Origin of the sequence: Bacillus sp. BB081, assembly GCF_008368895.1 — a bacterium.
In the GTDB taxonomy this organism is placed as follows: Bacteria; Bacillota; Bacilli; order Bacillales; family Bacillaceae_G; genus Bacillus_A; species Bacillus_A wiedmannii.
Genome location: NZ_QOZX01000024.1, coordinates 122,120 through 139,548, shown reverse-complemented (window position 1 = coordinate 139,548; position 17,429 = coordinate 122,120). Strand labels below are relative to the sequence as shown.

The following is a 17,429-nucleotide window of genomic DNA, read 5'->3' as shown; positions in this document are numbered from 1 at the left end:
CACAATCAAAGAGGGAATACATATGATTTGGAATTGGCTACGTAAGAAAAAAAAATCAAATACGACAGAGAAAAACGAAACAGATAACTCCTCGGAGCAACAACCTAACAATCAAGAGGATGATAACAAAGAACAGACTAGAAGTATGAAACATAATAAAGATAGCAATAGCGAGCAACAAAAAGAGGAACACAAAGAGCCTTCTCAGGATCCGCAGCAGCAACAAAATTCTAAACAAAACGACTCGGATCACAATCAACAACAAAATTCTAAGCAAAACAGCTCAGATCAAGAGCAACAGCAACGCTCTAAGCAAGACAACTCGAATCAGAATCAACAACAAAACTCTAAACAAAACAGCTCAGATCAAGAGCAACAGCAACGCTCTAAGCAAGACAACTCGAATCAGAATCAGCAGCAAAACTTTAAGCAAGACAACTCGGATCAAGATCAACAGCAAAACTCTAAGCAAGACAACTCGGATCAAGATCAACAGCAAAACTTTAAGCAAGACAACTCGGATCAAGATCAACAGCAAAACTCTAAGCAAGACAACTCGGATCACAATCAGCAGCAAAACTCTAAAGGTAATAGTATTTATGATTTTACAAAACCAGGAAAAGACCGTATTCATTCTCTACAAAATTTAATAGAGAAGCTGAAAAAGTCTAGTGATTTTGTTAATTACCATACATCTGACGATGAAACGATGCCTTATTGGATTTCTTACTATCGTCCTTCACTTGATGGTGAGAAATTGCAAAAGTACTTAATGCCTACTCTTTTGGAACGACCTAAAGCTTCACTAGAAGAGCTGAAAGAACATATTCCGATGAGCGGCATTACAATTACGAACGATTTACAAAAAATTGAGGACATGGTTTTAAAGGGGCATGCGATTGTTCAAGTAAATCAACAAGATCAAAAATGTATGCTTGCAAATATTGCAATTGATAATTATCGTGCACCAACTCCACCTTTAAACGAATCGACCGTTATCGGTCCTCAGGAAGGTTTCGTAGAGGATATTGATACAAATATTAATTTAGTTCGAAAACGTCTTCCTGTTTTAGATTTACAAACAAAAGAGATGATTATCGGCGAGTTTTCCAAAACAAAAGTTGTCATGATGTATTTAGACAACCTTGCTGAAAAAGATAATGTAGATTTTCTCGAGGAGTCATTACGTGCTCTTGAATACGATCAAATTAATGATAGTGCTTATATACAAGAATTGATGGGAGAAAAGTCGATTTTCCCTCTCTATATCAATACAGAACGCACTGATAGAGTTACAAAAGCACTAATCGATGGGAAAATCGCTATTTTTGTTGATGGTTCTCCAAGTGTTTTACTAACACCTGTATCCTATTTTGATTTTTTCATTTCACCAGAAGACTACAACGTCTCTTGGCTATACGCTACATTTTCAAGGATTTTACGCCTTATCGCCGTTCTATTCTCGATATGTGCTACACCGTTATACGTTGCAGTTTTAAATTATCATTATGAACTTATTCCGAGTGATTTACTTGAAACTTTGATTTTATCAAGGGCACAAGTACCATTTCCGCCTTTAATTGAAGCACTCTTTTTAGAACTCGCAATCGATTTACTAAGAGAAGCTGGCGCGAGGTTACCGATGAAAGTTGGTCAAACGCTCGGTATTGTAGGCGGTATCGTAATCGGGCAAGCATCTGTACAAGCTGGTTTAACGAGTAACATTTTATTAATTATCGTTGCCTTATCAGCACTCGCTTCCTTTATTACACCAATTTATAAAATGGGTAATGCGGTTCGATTACTACGCTTCCCGTTTCTCATATTTGCAGAAATAGGGGGACTTTTCGGGATTTCTCTTGGGTTTATCTTTTTATTTACTCATCTATTTAGACTTACTTCTTTACGCAAGCCGTACGCTTTGTTTTATCCGACAAGACAACAATCTGTTAAAGACTCTTGGATTCGTTTTCCTTTAACAATGATTGATACAAGAGATGTACAAGCAAGGCCACAACATGTAAAAAAAGCAGCGAAAGGAATTTCAACAAAACATAGATCGGACTTTGATGATTAAGAAATGAGGTGCATTGATGAGTAAGGTTCAAGAAAAATATCAAATATCTCCTGTCTTTGTTTTCTTCTTAATTCACGGTGCACAGTTTGGTGCTGGCGTTCTCGGGTTCGCTCGAATTATTGCAAAAGCAGCTGGATATGACGGCTGGATGGGAGTTCTAATTACAGGAATCTGTATCCATGTTCTTATATGGATGATGTATTTTTTATTAAGGGAAACAAACGGGAATTTAATTGATTTACATCGCCAAACATTTGGGAAGTGGCTAGGAAATGGTGTCAGTATCATCTTTATGGCTTATTTTTTAATCGTCAGTATTTCGGTTATTCGAACGTATGTTGAAATTATTCAAGTATGGATGTTTCCTACCGCTTCAACTTGGATGTTAACACTCTTTTTATGCCTAGTTAGCTATTACATTATCTCTTCTGGATTTCGTGTAATTACCGGTATTTGCGTCATCTCTGTTGGTGGTACATTAGGATATTTATTTCTAAGCTTATTCGTTTTGAAATATTCACATTGGGATAATGTACTACCTATATTCACACATTCTTTTTCAGACATTTTAAAATCCGCTCAACTGTCAATCTACAGTATGACCGGTTTTGAGATTTACCTCATGGTGTATCCATTTGTGAAAAAGCCTATGCAATCTCATAAATACGCTCAGCTTGGAGCACTATTTTCAAATCTTCTATATCTATTTAGCACCCTTTTAGCCTTTGCATTTTTTAGTGAAAAACAATTGTTAAAAACAATCTGGTCACAACTTTCTATGACCCAAGTCATTCAATTACCATTCATAGAGAGACTCGAATATATTGCAATTTCAGCTTATGCACTCGTTATTATTTCAAGTTCTATCCTTCCTTTATGGGCAGCAATGAGAGGCACTCACGAAATATTTCGGGTGAAACAAAGAGGTGTTCTAATCGCTTTTATCCTTATCACTCTCATTGTTTCACAACTTTTAACAAACAGACATGATATTAATAATTTTATTAGTAATGCGTCAAAAGTTAGTTTTTGGCTCATTTATGTATATATCCCAATCCTATTTATTATTGTGTGGGTGAAAAGAAAATGGAAAAAATCAAAAGCACAAGCAAATTAATACTTATTTCTTGTATAACATTCCTCAGTCTAACTGGATGTTTACAAAAAAATATTATCGACGATGTACAACTGATTCAAGGAACCGTATTTGACGTTGCAAAGGATAATAAAGTAAAAGTAACATTCGTTTGTCCCATTCAGAAAAAAGGAAATAAAGTTCAAGTTTTTGAAGGAACTGCAAATGCGGTAAAACAAGTAAAAGCAAACACATCTTTAGAGTCTTCTCAACCTTTTGCTAGCGGACAAATGCGTGTTGCACTATATACTATACGACTTGCCAAAAAAGGAATGTCTACTTCATTCGATACATTACTTCGAGATGTGAATATAGGGAACGCTTTATATGTTGGTTTATTAGAGGGGAATGGTACTGAACTTTTAAAAGGCAAATATTCGACTTCATACAACGTTGCAATTTATATAAAAAAATTACTAGAACATAACATGGAAACTGGTCCTTTACCAAGAGATAATCTGCATGTAGGAGCATTCCGTTATTATCAAGAAGGGCAAGACTACTACATTCCAATTCTAAAAAAGCATGGTGATAAAATAAAAATCACCGGAATTGGCCTTTTTAAAAAAGATAAATATATAGGTAAAATTGCGGAAAAAGATATGTTCATATTTAAAGGACTATTAGAAAAACATAAATTAGATTCACATGAATTTAAAACGGATTCTGCGTATGTAATGATTAATAATATTCGCTCTGTTCCAACTTACGATATAAAAATTAAAAACGGGAAGCCTTCTTTTTTCATTCACGTCCAGCTTGATGCACGTATTCAAGAACTATCGAAAGCAATTAACTTAGAAAATAACAAGAACACAAAAAACATTGAAAAAGATATTCAAAAACAATTAAACATACAGGCTGCCAAATTAATTAAGCAATTTAAATCTTTAGGTGTCGACCCCCTCGGGCTAGGAGCAAAATATAAACACCATTATCGCCCATTCAAATTAGAAGAATGGAGACAAATGTATAAAGATGTTCCAGTTCATATAAAATACACCGTAAATATTACAAATTCTGGTGTAATTGAATGAGAAATGATTGAACTCCTCTCTCCAGCATGATACAACGGAAAGAGGAGTTTTTATTTTAGATAGAGAGAGAAGATATTTATGGGGGAGCTTATGTCTAAAAAATTAGTAAAGCCTATTTTAAATGGTGTTTTATTTCTCGGCGTCTTTTTATTTGCTCATACATACTTAAAAAATGTTTCCTTCGCACGTTATTTACTTGTCGTTATCCCAATGTTACTCGTTGGTATATTTGGCATCGATCTTATTTTATCCGTTTTAATTAAGAAAGAAGAATAACAGGCGAGCATCTTATTTTCTATAAGATGTTCTTTTCATTTCATAATCACCTTATGTTACAATAAACTTCGGCATAACGTAAGAAAGGATGAAACAACATGACAAACGAAAAAGGTTTAGATAAAGGATACGAACTTGTTGCGAAAATGCATGAAGTATTCGGACATCCTGTAACAAATACTCCAACAAAATTAACAGAAGAGCGCGCAAAAATCCGTGCAAGTTTTATGCAGGAAGAACTAGAAGAATTTCTAGAGGCAACGACTGTTGAAGATCAATACGATGCACTAATTGACCTTATTTACTTTGCATTCGGAACGTTTGCAGAAATGGGCGTACGTCCAGATAAAGGATTCGAAATTGTAAACAACGCCAACATGGCAAAACTATTCCCTGATGGGAAGCCTCGATTCCGTGAAGGCGACGGTAAGATTCTAAAGCCAGAAGGCTGGCAAGCACCGGAACCACAACTTCGTGCTGAAATTGAACGTCAGCGTCAAGAAGCCGAAAAAAACTGCTAGGATTTCCTAGCAGTTTTTTATTATGTCTTTTTTTCTGCAACTCATTAATGCCCCACGTGCCCCGCGTGTCCTGCTGCTCCACTAATACTAGCTGCTCCCGCTGCTGCCCCTGCTCCTCCTGTTCCCATTCCACCTGTCCAAGGAGAAGATTGTTGCTGTTGTTGATATTGCTGATATTGTTGGTGCTGTTGGTGCTGTTGGTGCCCTTGATGACCTTGGTGTCCTTGTTGGTGATGCCCTTGTTGGCCTTGGTGGTGGTGACCGTGCTGGCCTTGATGCGTTTGATAAAGAACAGCTTGCGGATGAATGTGGTGTTGACCGTGGTGATGTACTTGTTGTTGATGTCCTTGATGGTGATGGCCATGTTGTCCTTGGTGGTGGTGATGACCATGGTGACCGTGCTGGCCTTGGTGATGTTGATGTAGATGATTGTCCGGGTGGGTGAGGGCCATGTTGTCCTTGGTGGTGGTGATGTGACCGTGCTGGCCTTGGTGATGATGATGTACATGATGGCCTTGGTGTCCTTGATGGTGATGGTGTACATGGTGGCCATGTTGTCCTTGGTGATGGTGATGTACATGGTGACCGTGAACACCTTGCGGATACCCACCTACTCCTCCGGCTACAACACCTATTCCTGGTACCGGAAATCCTGTCTGCACTCCTCCACCGAAAGAAGGAAATGTAGTTGGTACTCCTACTGGAATTCCTGTCTGTACGCCAGCTACTGATGTTGGAAAGCCTCCTGTTACTGTAGGCATTCCAACCCCTGATGTCGAAAAGCCTCCCATTGATGTAGGCATTCCAGTTTGCATGCCAGCTACCGATGTTGGAAAACCTCCTGCTGCTCCACCCATCCAGCTCGGAATTCCACCGTACCCTTGTTGGCCAGCTCCTCCCATTAACATCATTTGTTCATAACTATCCGATCCGCCTCCGAAAAAGCCATGTGGTGCATTATTGTCCATCCCTTTCATTCCTTTCACCTCTTCTACTCAATTTAACCTACCTTTTTTATCATATTTCCTATAGAAAAATAGGTGTTTGTCTGTATTGGAATTCCGCTCTTTTATTTGTACGCAGTGGAATGATTGAAAACTTAGATGAGGGTAATCCTGAGATTATTTTCTACACAAAAAAGCTCAGAGTATAAATACTCTGAGCTTTTATTTAGAATGAATTAGTTTGCAACAACGTTAACAAGTTTTCCAGGAACTACAATTACTTTACGAACTGTTTTCCCTTCAATTTGGTCTTGAATTGCTTCAAGTGCCAGTTGTTCCATCTCTTCTTTTGATGCGTCTTTACTCATTGTTAGTTTCGCGCGAACTTTGCCCATAATTTGAACAACGATTTCAACTTCATCTTCTACAAGTTTAGACTCATCAAATGTTGGCCAGCTTGCATATGTGATTGTTTCATTGTATCCAAGTTTGCTCCATAGCTCTTCCCCTATATGAGGTGCAACTGGTGCAATCATTTTTACGAAACCTTCTACATATTCTCTTGGAAGTGTTTCAGCTTTGTATGCATCGTTGATGAATACCATCATTTGAGAAATCGCTGTGTTGAAGCGAAGCTCTGCATAGTCTTCTGTTACTTTCTTCACTGTTTGGTGGTAAGCTTTTTCAAGCTCTTTATTTGGTGCGTCAGTAATTTTCCCACTTAATTCACCGTTATCTTGAACGAATAAACGCCATACGCGGTCTAGGAAACGACGAGCTCCGTCAAGACCATTTTCAGACCAAGCGATTGAAGCATCTAATGGTCCCATGAACATTTCGTATAGACGAAGTGTATCTGCACCGTGACTTGCTACGATATCATCAGGATTTACAACGTTACCTTTTGATTTACTCATTTTCTCGTTGTTTTCACCTAGAATCATACCTTGGTTGAATAATTGTTGGAACGGTTCTTTCGTTGGAACTACACCGATATCGTATAATACTTTATGCCAGAAACGAGCATATAGTAAGTGAAGTACAGCGTGCTCCGCCCCGCCGATATAAATATCAACTGGAAGCCATTGTTTTACTTTTTCAGGATCTACAAGTGCTTCGCTATTGTTTGGATCGATGTAACGTAGGTAATACCAACAGCTACCAGCCCATTGTGGCATTGTATTTGTTTCACGACGACCTTTTTTACCAGTCTCAGGATCTACAACATTTACCCACTCGTCAATGTTAGCAAGTGGTGATTCACCTGTACCTGAAGGACGGATGTTTTCTGTTTTCGGAAGAACTAATGGTAATTCTTCTTCTTTCACAGCTGTCATTGTGCCATCTTCCCAATGGATTACTGGAATTGGCTCACCCCAGTAACGTTGACGGCTGAATAACCAGTCACGTAGACGGTACGTTACTTTTTGATTTCCTGCGCTCGTTACTTCAAGCCATTCAATCATTTTTACGATTGCTTCTTCTTTATTTAAACCATCAAGGAATGCTGAGTTTACGTGCGCACCATCACCTGTGTATGCTTCTTTCGTAATGTCTCCGCCTTTTACAACTTCCTTCATTGGAAGATTGAACGTTGATGCGAATTCATAGTCACGCTCATCATGAGCTGGAACTGCCATTACAGCACCTGTTCCGTAAGTTGCAAGAACATAGTCAGCGATCCAGATTGGTAATTTCTCGCCATTTACTGGGTTAACTGCGTAAGCACCAGTGAATACACCAGTTTTCTCTTTCGCAAGTTCTGTACGCTCTAGGTCACTCTTCATTTTAACAGAGTTAATGTAAGCTTCTACAGCTTCTTTTTGCTCTGCTGTTGTAATGTCAGCAACAAGCGCATGCTCTGGAGCAAGTACACAGTAGCTCGCACCAAATAGTGTATCAGGACGCGTTGTGAAAACTGTGAATTTCTCGTCTGTACCATCGATGTTGAAGTGTACTTCTGCACCTTCAGAACGACCAATCCAGTTACGTTGCATATCTTTTAAGCTTTCTGGCCAATCAAGCTCATCTAGATCTTCTAATAGACGATCTCCGTAAGCTGTAATTTTTAACATCCACTGTCTCATCGGACGACGCTCAACTGGATGACCACCGCGCTCACTCTTACCGTCAATGATTTCTTCATTTGCAAGTACTGTACCAAGTGCTGGGCACCAGTTTACAGGCACTTCATCAACGTAAGCTAAGCCTTTTTCAAATAGTTTTAGGAAGATCCATTGTGTCCACTTGTAGTAGTTTGGATCTGTTGTATTTACTTCACGATCCCAATCGTAAGAGAAGCCTAATGCTTTAATTTGATTACGGAACGTATTAATATTAAGCTCTGTAAATTCTGCCGGGCTGTTTCCAGTATCAAGTGCATATTGCTCTGCTGGAAGACCGAACGCATCCCATCCCATTGGATGAAGAACGTTATATCCTTGCATACGCTTCATACGAGATAAAATATCTGTCGCTGTATAACCTTCTGGATGTCCTACGTGTAGGCCTGCACCTGATGGATATGGGAACATATCTAGTGCATAAAATTTTGGTTTTTCTGTCTCATCTGGCGTACGGAATGTTTTATTCTCTTCCCAGTACCCTTGCCACTTCTTCTCAATATTTTGATGATTAAAGCTCATGAGATACCCTCCTTGAAATTCTATTTATTTTCACCGCCCAAAATACAAAAAACCTCTCATCCCTAGAAAGGGACGAGAGGTTATAGATTCCCGCGGTACCACCCTAAATTAATGTACAAATATACATTCGCTTAGATCCGTAACGTGGATTAACGGCAATTGCTACTACTAGTTTCACAACTGCAACTCAAAGGCGAGTTCATAACGAAACGTGGATTGACTTGCACCGACCGTCAACTCTCTAAACCAGCTTCTGTTACTACTACTCCTTCTCACTGTTATTACAAATATAAGTTAATGTGAACTACCCACCACTTCGTATCTCTAAAGAGCTTACTTGAAGCTAAGGCTTCTCGGTTAATCGTTACTCTTCATAACTAACGAATTCGTCTTAGGACAGCCGAGCTATCTCCCTTGTTCCAAAGGTTGTTTTATTTAAATATATTCTAAAACATGTTACATGTTCCGTCAAACTAAACTGCAATTTTTTCTTCTACTGTTTCTTCTACTTTTACTCGTTTATCATACATGCTCGTTGCAATAATCGCTACTACAAGCATTACCATGATTGCTATAAACAATACTTCTATATTGTATAAATCAACAATTGCTCCGCCAACGACCGGTCCGAACATTTTCCCTACAGTCGCCGCGCTATTTACAACCCCTTGATAAAACCCTAACTTATCTTTTGGTGCAAGTATATTTGCAATGGTCGGAACTGCTGGCCATACGAATAACTCACCAATCGTTAACGTCACCATCGCAACGAGGAACATCGTAAATTGCTGCGCTTGACTTAACACAATAAATGACGCCGCAAAAATGACGATTCCAATCATAATTTGTTGTTTTAAAGAACGCTTCATCCAGCGAATTAACATACTAACAAGTGGCTGGGCACAAACAATCATCGCTCCGTTTATCGTCCATAATAAACTATAATGTCGGAGGCTAATATCTAATTCCCGCATATGAGTCGCAATCGCCCCTTGCCACTGTACATATGTAACCCAGCATAAAGCATATGCTACACATACGATAAGAAGTGCTTTGAATCCAGGTGTAAGTGTCCAGCCTTTTTTCGTTTCGACTTCTTTTTGCACTCCTGGCTCTTTCTTGTCTTCCATACCACGGAATCCAATAAAAGCAATTAAGAAGAAAACAAAGTACAAAACAAAATTGGCTAAGAAAATATAATCAAAACGGTAAGATGCAACTAAACCACCGCACGCTGTTCCGATCGCAATACCAACGTTTTGCCCAACATACATCGCATTAAATGCCCGTCTTCCGCCCTCTGGCCAAACCGTACCGACCATCGCATACATCGACGGGAAGACCATTCCAGAACCAAAGCCGATTAATGCTAGCCACACAACATATAACGGCCAACCGTGGAAGAACACAAGACCTAAAATCGATACGAGTGTAATAACAATCCCTACTAAAGTTGATTTATAACCGCCCCATTTATCAAATAAAACACCGCCGAGCAAGTTTCCGATTACACCAGTAAGCGAGTTGATCATTAATACCATTCCGGCCACAGATAAAGATTTTCCTAGGTGATCATGCAAATAAATTGTATTAAAAGGCCATAAAAAAGAAGCACCCGTGACATTAATAATCATCCCAGCTACTAATAGCCATACTTTCCTTGGCATAGTCTCCCCTCCTATTCTATTTTTTTCGTTCATCTATAACAGTAAAATTGTAGTCGTTTTTAAATAGGAAGGCAACTGATTAATAGTTGATGAAATTCAGATAATGGTTTTTCGGTAAATGAAATTATATGAATTGTCACTTAAAAATATATCGGCGATTATTAAAATATATCAGCGAATCTCAAAATATATCGACTTACCGACAAAAACGACATCAACAACAATATATAAAAAAGGAAGACTGCATAAAGTTCATGCAGTCTCCCCCCTTATTTATACTATCCAACTTCTTTTTCTCGCTTCGCACGTTCTTTCGCACTCCATTTAAATATTTTATCTAGTAGAGAGTATATTCTCCCAGACTCCTTCGTTAATAACGGTCCTAACGATGCTAATATTAAAACGTACAGTGCAGAGAACGGTTTAATCGTTGCCATTAAACCACCCGCAATGCCGATATTGGCTACAATAATGGAGAACTCTCCGCGTGATACGAGGGTTAAACCGATATTCGTAGAAGCCTTATGCGATAACCCGGCTTTACGTCCCGCCATCATTCCAGCTGTAAAATTACCGATGAGCGTAATGAAAACTGCTCCTAATGCCAACCACACTGCTCCTCCAAGTGAAAACGGATCTATACTTAAACCGAAACTGAAAAAGAATATGGCTCCAAAGAAGTCACGAAACGGAACGACGAGATGCTCAATCCGATCACTATGCTCTGTTTCAGAAAAGACGAGTCCTAACAATAATGCTCCAATTGCCTCAGCAACATGAATCGTCTCTGAAAATCCTGCTACAAAGAATAAAATGGCGAATATTACGATAATAAAAATTTCGTTTGACGAAATATCTAATACTTTATTTAGAAACAGCGTAGCTTTTCTAGCGATTACAAAGAATAGTAGCATATACCCTACCGCGATTAACACCGATGTAAGAGCACCTACAAATGATGTTGCACCACCGAGTACTAACCCTGAAACGACTGATAAATATACAGCTAAAAAAATATCATCAAACATAATGATTCCTAATATTAATTCAGTCTCTTTATTACCAGATCTTCTTAAATCAACAATTACTTTTGCAACAATTGCACTTGATGAAATTGTAATGATTCCAGCGATAATTAACGTTTCTAATAAAGGGAAGCCCATCACATATCCATAAAGTAAACCTAATATGAAATTAAGCGATATGTGGACAGTCCCCCCAAAAGCAATCGACTTTCCTGATTTAATTAATTTTTTTATTGAGAATTCTAAGCCTAAGTAGAATAGGAGGAATATGACGCCAACACGGCCGAGGAATGAAATAACTTCTCCGCTTTCAATAAACCTTAAATCGATAAGTCCTAAATCTGGGGCATGAGGCCCCACTAACATACCGAGTATAATGAGAAACGGAATAATCGAGAACTTTAACTTCGCAGCAAGGATAGCTGCACAAGCTACTAATACTAAAGCAGTTCCAACTTCAAAGATTAAAGTATCCATCGATTATGAATCACCTCCTGCTGAAAGCAATTCATTAATAATTCTTTTCACTTCATGTCTTTCACCCGATAATACGAGCATATCGCCAGCTTCAATAATAGAGTCTGGACCTGGATTAAAGAATTTCTTCATATTCTTTTTCAAAATAGCAATAATCGTTACGTTATATGTTTTTCTGACATGTAAGCTACCAATTGTTTGTTGTACTACTGGTGCATTATTTTCCACCTTAAACCATTCAATTGATAATCCTTCAAAAGCCATCTCAATTGTATCTAACGCTTGTGGTCTATATACCATTCCGCCCAATATAGCTGCAATTTGTCTCGCTTCAGAATCACGAAGAGAAATGCTTGAAATACTCTCATCATGATCCGCATCAAAATGATACATTTCTCTTCGGCCATCATCATGAATAACGATAACCATCTTTTCATTACCTTTTGTTATAACTTCAAATTTACATCCAATGCCCGGTAATTCACTCTCTCTAATATTCATATTCCCGCCTCCTAAAATTTTTAGTTACGGCTTTTACAAATCGACATCAATCTCTGTTTTAAATTCTTCATCTTTTGAGATTCCCAAATACTTTAATGTCTCTGAAGGTGTCGCGTGATGAAAATGTTTTTGTAATAGCGCAATCGCTATCCCTCTTTTGTATGCATGAAATCCAAACGTTTTTCTCATTGAGTTTGTTCCGATTTTACCAACAATCCCAACTGCTTCAGCAGCATTATGAATTACACGATACGCTTGTTGGCGCGTAATTGAATTTGTCGTTTTATTAGATTGAAATACGTAGTTTTCTCTTTGAGCATTAATAGATTGTACGTACTCTAAAAGTGCTTCTTTTACTTTTGTATTTAAATAAATATCTTGTTTAAACTTTTCATCTTTCACAGGAAGAGAATAAAACTCTTTAACAGCTCCATCTTCATTTAATACCTCTTCAAATTTCATACTAAGTAGCTCAGTAATCTTTAATCCTGTGTTAATTCCAATAACAAATAAAAGATAATCTCGCTGTGAGTGCTCTTTTAAATACTTTTTCATAGCCTCAATTTGGCTTATATCTTTTAATGCCTCTACAACTTCCATACATGTATTCTCCTCATCTTATGAACGGTAATTTTCTCATCATGTTGTCCATTTTACCTTATCACGCTATGGGATTTCCATGTATTATCCATTATTTTTCAATATACTTTTAGGTCCGAAAATTTTTCGTTTGGAAATTTATAATTGTGCAAATACAGTGGGGTAGGAAAAATAGGGGGTACAAGTTCAGCCTCTTTCTACAGATCGGATTCCTCCTTTCATTATCCAGCTGCTTCTACTTTAATTTTATGTTACTTATTTATATTATATTATATATTTCAGTAACATTAAAGTGTTTTTTCTGAAAATAATAAAAACCGAGCAGTTTCGCTCGGTTTTTTTATTAGTCTTCCTTAGGAAGAACAATTCCTTTATACAATTGAACTGTAATGAAGTAATAAATCGTGTAAATAACTACGAAAATTACAATTGGTACCCAAATACGGAAGTACGGATCGATTAAAATAAATCCGAAAATATTCATACCAACTAATACGTGTGCAATACCTATAATTGCTGGGAATAAGAATACTAAGAATAATTCTTTATAAATGGATTTCGTTAATAATTCACGGCGCACACCGATTTTACGAAGCATTTGGTAACGCGTAATATCTTTTGATGCACCAGAAAGAATTTTAAACATTAAACAACTTGCCATCATTGCTAAGAATGCAATTCCAAGGAAGAATCCCATAAACACTGTTCCGCTCGCAACGCCGTAGAACATGTCGTAAGCTTGATATTTACTATTTAATCTTTCAGCTGCTACATTTTTATATTTATCTAGTTGCAACTCGTCAAGTTTTTTCCATTCTTTTATGTGTGCTTCAAAATCATCTGTTTTTCCAGTAAATACGATTCCTTCTTTACCGTTTACAGTATCGTACATTTTTTGATCTACAATTTTAATTGCATGATCTTCATGTACGTAGAATGGCTGGATTGTTCTGAAAGCCTCGTCCCATTCTTCTGGAAGTGCTTTAGCATTCGCATCTTTTTCATTCATTTCTCGAGAAACTGCACCTACTGGCAGGTCCGCTGAAACTTTCTTTGTATTCATTAAATCCTTCATCGACTTCATATTTGACATATCTTTTACTAAAGGACGATTTTTCTCTAAATCTTCTTTTACATAGTAAACGTATTTATTATCAACTTTGTAACGATATTCATTTTTCTCTTTAAATGTAATACCATCTAAAACTTTCTTTTCTTCAGCTGTTGGATTATGAACAACTGAATCGTAAATTACTAAACCATCAACCATTTTTATAACGTTATTTTTAAACGCCATACCACCTGAAATTGCACCAGCTCCAAGAGCAACTAACATTGCTACTGTTGCAAGTACTTTCGTTAAACTATTAATACGGAAGTTTAATTGTGCAAATGTAAAAGCGTTAAGTCCTTTTTCACTACGCTTTTTATTACCTTTTAACTTTTTAATAATAACCGGAAGAAGTGATCCAAATAGCATGTAAGTACCAGCTGTCGTTGTAATTAATGCAATAAGGATTCCCATTTCCCTTAGTTTTTCCATGTAAATCATTGATGCATAGCCAATGCCTAATAAAATAACTGCAAGGAATGCAACTACACCTGTCATTTTTCCTTTTACCGCAACACGTTCTGTTTGTGCGTCTGCATGTACAAGTTGCAGTACAGAAATACGTGATAATTTAATACTGTTCATAATTGCTGATAATACAAATAGTGCAAAGAAGAAGATACAAGTAACAGTCATTGATGGTAAATAAAATGCTTTATAGCCTTTACCAGCAAATTCTAATTGTTTCATTAATAACTGTCCGATACCCTCTGCAAGTCCTACACCAACTATAATACCAATTGCAAGAGACGCAGCACCTAATACGATTGTTTCGATAAACATAAGTAATGTAACTTTATGCTTTTTTGCTCCTAACATCATATACATACCAAACTCTTTTTGACGAAGAGATAGTAAGAAAGAGTTCGCATACAAAATATAGAAGAACGTTATAATAGCTAGTAAAAATGAACCTGCTTGGAATACAAATCCAATTTGACCAATAGTAGAATTTTCCTTAAGGAAGGCTTCGTTTAACGCTAACGTTTGAAACATATAAAAAATTGAAATGGACATGACAAGACCAACAAGTAAGACGATATAATCTTTCAGCTTACTTTTTAGTCCTGACATGGAAAGTTTAAATAACATGCCCTAGACCTCCTTTCTTACGCTTTTTGTGTGCCTAAGTCTGCCAGCACATCTAAAATTTCTTTATAAAACTCTTCACGTGTACCACCGCGGTGAATTTCTTTGTATAGCTCACCATCTTGAATGAATAAAATACGCTGACAGTAACTTGCACTATACGGATCATGTGTAACCATCATAATAGATACGCCTTGATCTTGATTTAAGTTTGTCATCGCATCAAGTAAGCTCGCTGCATTTTTAGAATCAAGCGCTCCTGTTGGCTCGTCCCCCAAAATAATTGCAGGCTCATGCACTAAAGCGCGCGCTGCTGCTGAACGTTGTTTCTGTCCACCAGATACTTCAGATGGGTACTTTTGAAGAATAGCTGAAATACCTAACATATCTGCTACTTTTTCTACTTTCGGTCCAATATTACGTGATGAAACACCTTGAAGTGAAAGTGGTAGTGCGATGTTTTCATAAATAGATAAGTTCTCTAATAAGTTAAAGTCTTGGAAAATGAATCCTAACTTTTGCGAACGGAAATCAGAAAGCTCACCTTGTTTCATTTTCGTAATGTCCGTACCCGCAATTTCAACAACGCCGCCCGTTGCTTTATCAAGCGTTGAAATTACATTTAATAATGTCGTTTTACCAGAACCAGATGGTCCCATAATTCCAACAAATTCACCCTCTTGAATCGAGAATGACACACCTTTTAACGCGTGTGATTGGTTCTCACCTTTTTTACCGTACACTTTTTGAACGTTTTTCACGTCTACAACTGGTTTCGTCATATATATCCTCCTACGCTTGTTTTTCCATTACCTATTTTGCGCCTTTTAGAAGAGAACTGCTATTTGTTAACATTACAATTACCTTACACTTTTGTAATATAAAAAAGGTGGGCGTGTAAGGTTCGTTGGTAAATGAAATTTTATTAGTGATTCGACAAGTAATATCGACTTACCGAAAAAGATGACAATAAAAAATGAGCTGTTCCACAAAAGGAACAGCCCACTTCTCTCTTTATTTCTTTAAAGGCGTTACCGTCCAGTACGTAATAACACGCCAAATCCATTCTAATGGACCCATTTTAAAGATTTTCATCCAAATTACACTAAACACAATTTGAATTGCATAAATTGCGATACATACATATAGTGTCTGCATGTATGTTAAGTTTCCTGCAAAGTTACATACACTGCCTGCAATTAAAATCATTGCAGTTTGTCCGATATAATTTGTTAATGCCATACGGCCATAATATTTCAGTGGTGCTAACAATGTTTGAACTGGTTTTAATTGAAGTAATAAAATTAAAGCTCCAACATAGAAAGCTGAAATAATCGGTCCTACTGTAACACCAATTTTTAAAAATTGGCTTGCAGCATCCATTGTTCCGTCCTCATTCATTAGTATCATATTTACAAATGGCTCAGCAGGTACTTGTCCATATTGATACCATACAGCTACAACACTTAAAACAAACATAACACCTGTAAAAATAGCGACTTTCTTTATGTTCTGCGTGAGATTTTCAAATACACGATATTGCCCTGCAGCAAGACCTAATAAAATTAAGCCGAGTGGTAATAGTTCTTTAATCCCCATTACACTAAAAGCAATTGTTAAAATAAGGCCAATAACTAAGTTCACTTGTTTTTTCGCTTTATAAAATGGTAAAACGATTAACCCGCAAATTGCATATAACGTTAATGCTTCTCCAGGTTGAAACATGTAATGAATCAAACCAAAAATAAATAGTGCAACTAAACGACGTAAAAATAGAACATATCCATTCTTCCCTTTCGCAATTGCTCTCGTAATAAAGATATAGAATCCTACTCCAAATAAGAATGAGAAGATTGAGAAGAAACGACCTTCTACAAATAAGTATAGAAACCTTTGATAACTTGCATCCACTGTATTAGGATCTGGAATTTTAATATTAAGTAGTGCAAGAATATTTACTAAAATAATCCCCAGTAGTGCGAAACCACGAATGTAATCTAACTCATCAATTCGTTTGTTTGTAATATTGTTCCCCATAAAGCAACTCCTTGTCCAAAATTTAATCCTCCCTTACTCTACTGGAGAAGTAGGCTTATAACTATCGGTAAACCTTACAGTAATCTTACATTATTGTCATATAGCAAAATAAAACCAGGTCATATTGCGACCTGGTTTACTCTGATTGCTTCGATTTTTGAGGTTGTCCTTTTTTACTGTTCCGCTGTTTTACTTGAACAATCGGATCAAGCTCATTTGAAAACTCAGCGTTATGTCCATTTTGCGTTTTTTGCTCTGGGTTATTTTGATCTGAACGTTTCGCCATT

At 37.1% G+C, this 17,429-nt stretch carries 15 protein-coding genes, 1 pseudogene and 1 other annotated feature; of the genes and pseudogenes, 6 read left to right on the top strand and 10 right to left on the bottom strand.

The window, feature by feature from the left end; translation table 11 throughout:
• The first annotated feature begins 22 nt into the window (after nt 1–22).
• From DN394_RS13685 to DN394_RS13665, 5 genes are all read left to right on the top strand, one after another.
• Nucleotides 23–2,077, top strand: coding sequence for a spore germination protein (locus tag DN394_RS13685; RefSeq protein ID WP_149293887.1), 2,055 nt, complete (start codon nt 23–25; stop codon nt 2,075–2,077).
• Between the two features lie 16 nt (nt 2,078–2,093).
• Nucleotides 2,094–3,194, top strand: coding sequence for a spore germination protein (locus DN394_RS13680; protein ID WP_149293886.1), 1,101 nt, complete (start codon nt 2,094–2,096; stop codon nt 3,192–3,194).
• Nucleotides 3,164–4,249 (top strand): Ger(x)C family spore germination protein, encoded by a 1,086-nt coding sequence (locus DN394_RS13675; protein ID WP_149293885.1) that lies wholly within the window; start codon nt 3,164–3,166, stop codon nt 4,247–4,249. Before DN394_RS13680 ends, DN394_RS13675 begins: the two co-directional genes overlap by 31 nt.
• Nucleotides 4,250–4,339: 90 nt before the next feature.
• A complete protein-coding gene (locus DN394_RS13670) occupies nt 4,340–4,525 on the top strand; it encodes a hypothetical protein (RefSeq protein WP_149293884.1) in 186 nt (61 codons plus the stop codon).
• 98 nt (nt 4,526–4,623) lie between these two features.
• Complete coding sequence (locus tag DN394_RS13665) at nt 4,624–5,046, top strand: pyrophosphohydrolase domain-containing protein (protein WP_000180554.1); 423 nt, start codon at nt 4,624–4,626, stop codon at nt 5,044–5,046.
• A gap of 44 nt (nt 5,047–5,090) precedes the next feature.
• Here DN394_RS13665 and DN394_RS13660 read toward each other — a convergent pair whose 3' ends face one another.
• Nucleotides 5,091–6,023 carry a hypothetical protein gene (locus DN394_RS13660; RefSeq protein WP_149293883.1) on the bottom strand — a complete coding sequence of 311 codons (933 nt, stop codon included), beginning with the start codon at nt 6,021–6,023 and terminating at the stop codon, nt 5,091–5,093.
• Nucleotides 6,024–6,118: 95 nt separating this feature from the next.
• Here DN394_RS13660 and DN394_RS29405 point away from each other — a divergent pair.
• Nucleotides 6,119–6,199, top strand: a pseudogene (locus tag DN394_RS29405) (GNAT family N-acetyltransferase); the annotation flags it as partial.
• 27 nt (nt 6,200–6,226) lie between these two features.
• On the opposite strand, the gene leuS reads toward DN394_RS29405, so the two are convergent.
• From leuS to DN394_RS13605, 9 genes are all read right to left on the bottom strand, one after another.
• Complete coding sequence (gene leuS / locus DN394_RS13650) at nt 6,227–8,635, bottom strand: leucine--tRNA ligase (protein WP_097917993.1); 2,409 nt, start codon at nt 8,633–8,635, stop codon at nt 6,227–6,229.
• Nucleotides 8,636–8,700: 65 nt separating this feature from the next.
• Nucleotides 8,701–8,920: a binding site (T-box leader), on the bottom strand.
• Between the two features lie 188 nt (nt 8,921–9,108).
• On the bottom strand, nt 9,109–10,302 hold the full coding sequence (locus DN394_RS13645) for an MDR family MFS transporter (protein ID WP_001137570.1): 1,194 nt from the start codon (nt 10,300–10,302) through the stop codon (nt 9,109–9,111).
• Between the two features lie 278 nt (nt 10,303–10,580).
• On the bottom strand, nt 10,581–11,804 hold the full coding sequence (locus DN394_RS13640) for a cation:proton antiporter (RefSeq protein ID WP_149293882.1): 1,224 nt from the start codon (nt 11,802–11,804) through the stop codon (nt 10,581–10,583).
• 3 nt (nt 11,805–11,807) lie between these two features.
• The gene (locus DN394_RS13635; protein WP_001026048.1) at nt 11,808–12,305 is read right to left on the bottom strand and encodes a cation:proton antiporter regulatory subunit; all 498 of its coding nucleotides are present in this window, start codon (nt 12,303–12,305) and stop codon (nt 11,808–11,810) included.
• A 33-nt stretch (nt 12,306–12,338) separates the two neighbouring features.
• Entirely contained in the window at nt 12,339–12,905 is a 567-nt protein-coding gene (locus tag DN394_RS13630; protein WP_097917996.1) for a tyrosine-type recombinase/integrase, read from the bottom strand.
• Between the two features lie 343 nt (nt 12,906–13,248).
• On the bottom strand, nt 13,249–15,108 hold the full coding sequence (locus DN394_RS13620; protein WP_098092378.1) for an FtsX-like permease family protein: 1,860 nt from the start codon (nt 15,106–15,108) through the stop codon (nt 13,249–13,251).
• A 17-nt stretch (nt 15,109–15,125) separates the two neighbouring features.
• Nucleotides 15,126–15,887: an ABC transporter ATP-binding protein gene (locus DN394_RS13615; RefSeq protein WP_071744449.1), complete on the bottom strand. Its 762-nt coding sequence runs from the start codon at nt 15,885–15,887 to the stop codon at nt 15,126–15,128.
• Between the two features lie 232 nt (nt 15,888–16,119).
• Nucleotides 16,120–17,142, bottom strand: coding sequence for a DUF418 domain-containing protein (locus DN394_RS13610; protein WP_149293881.1), 1,023 nt, complete (start codon nt 17,140–17,142; stop codon nt 16,120–16,122).
• Between the two features lie 136 nt (nt 17,143–17,278).
• Nucleotides 17,279–17,428, bottom strand: coding sequence for a hypothetical protein (locus DN394_RS13605; RefSeq protein ID WP_001129340.1), 150 nt, complete (start codon nt 17,426–17,428; stop codon nt 17,279–17,281).
• Between the last annotated feature and the right edge of the window lies 1 nt (nt 17,429).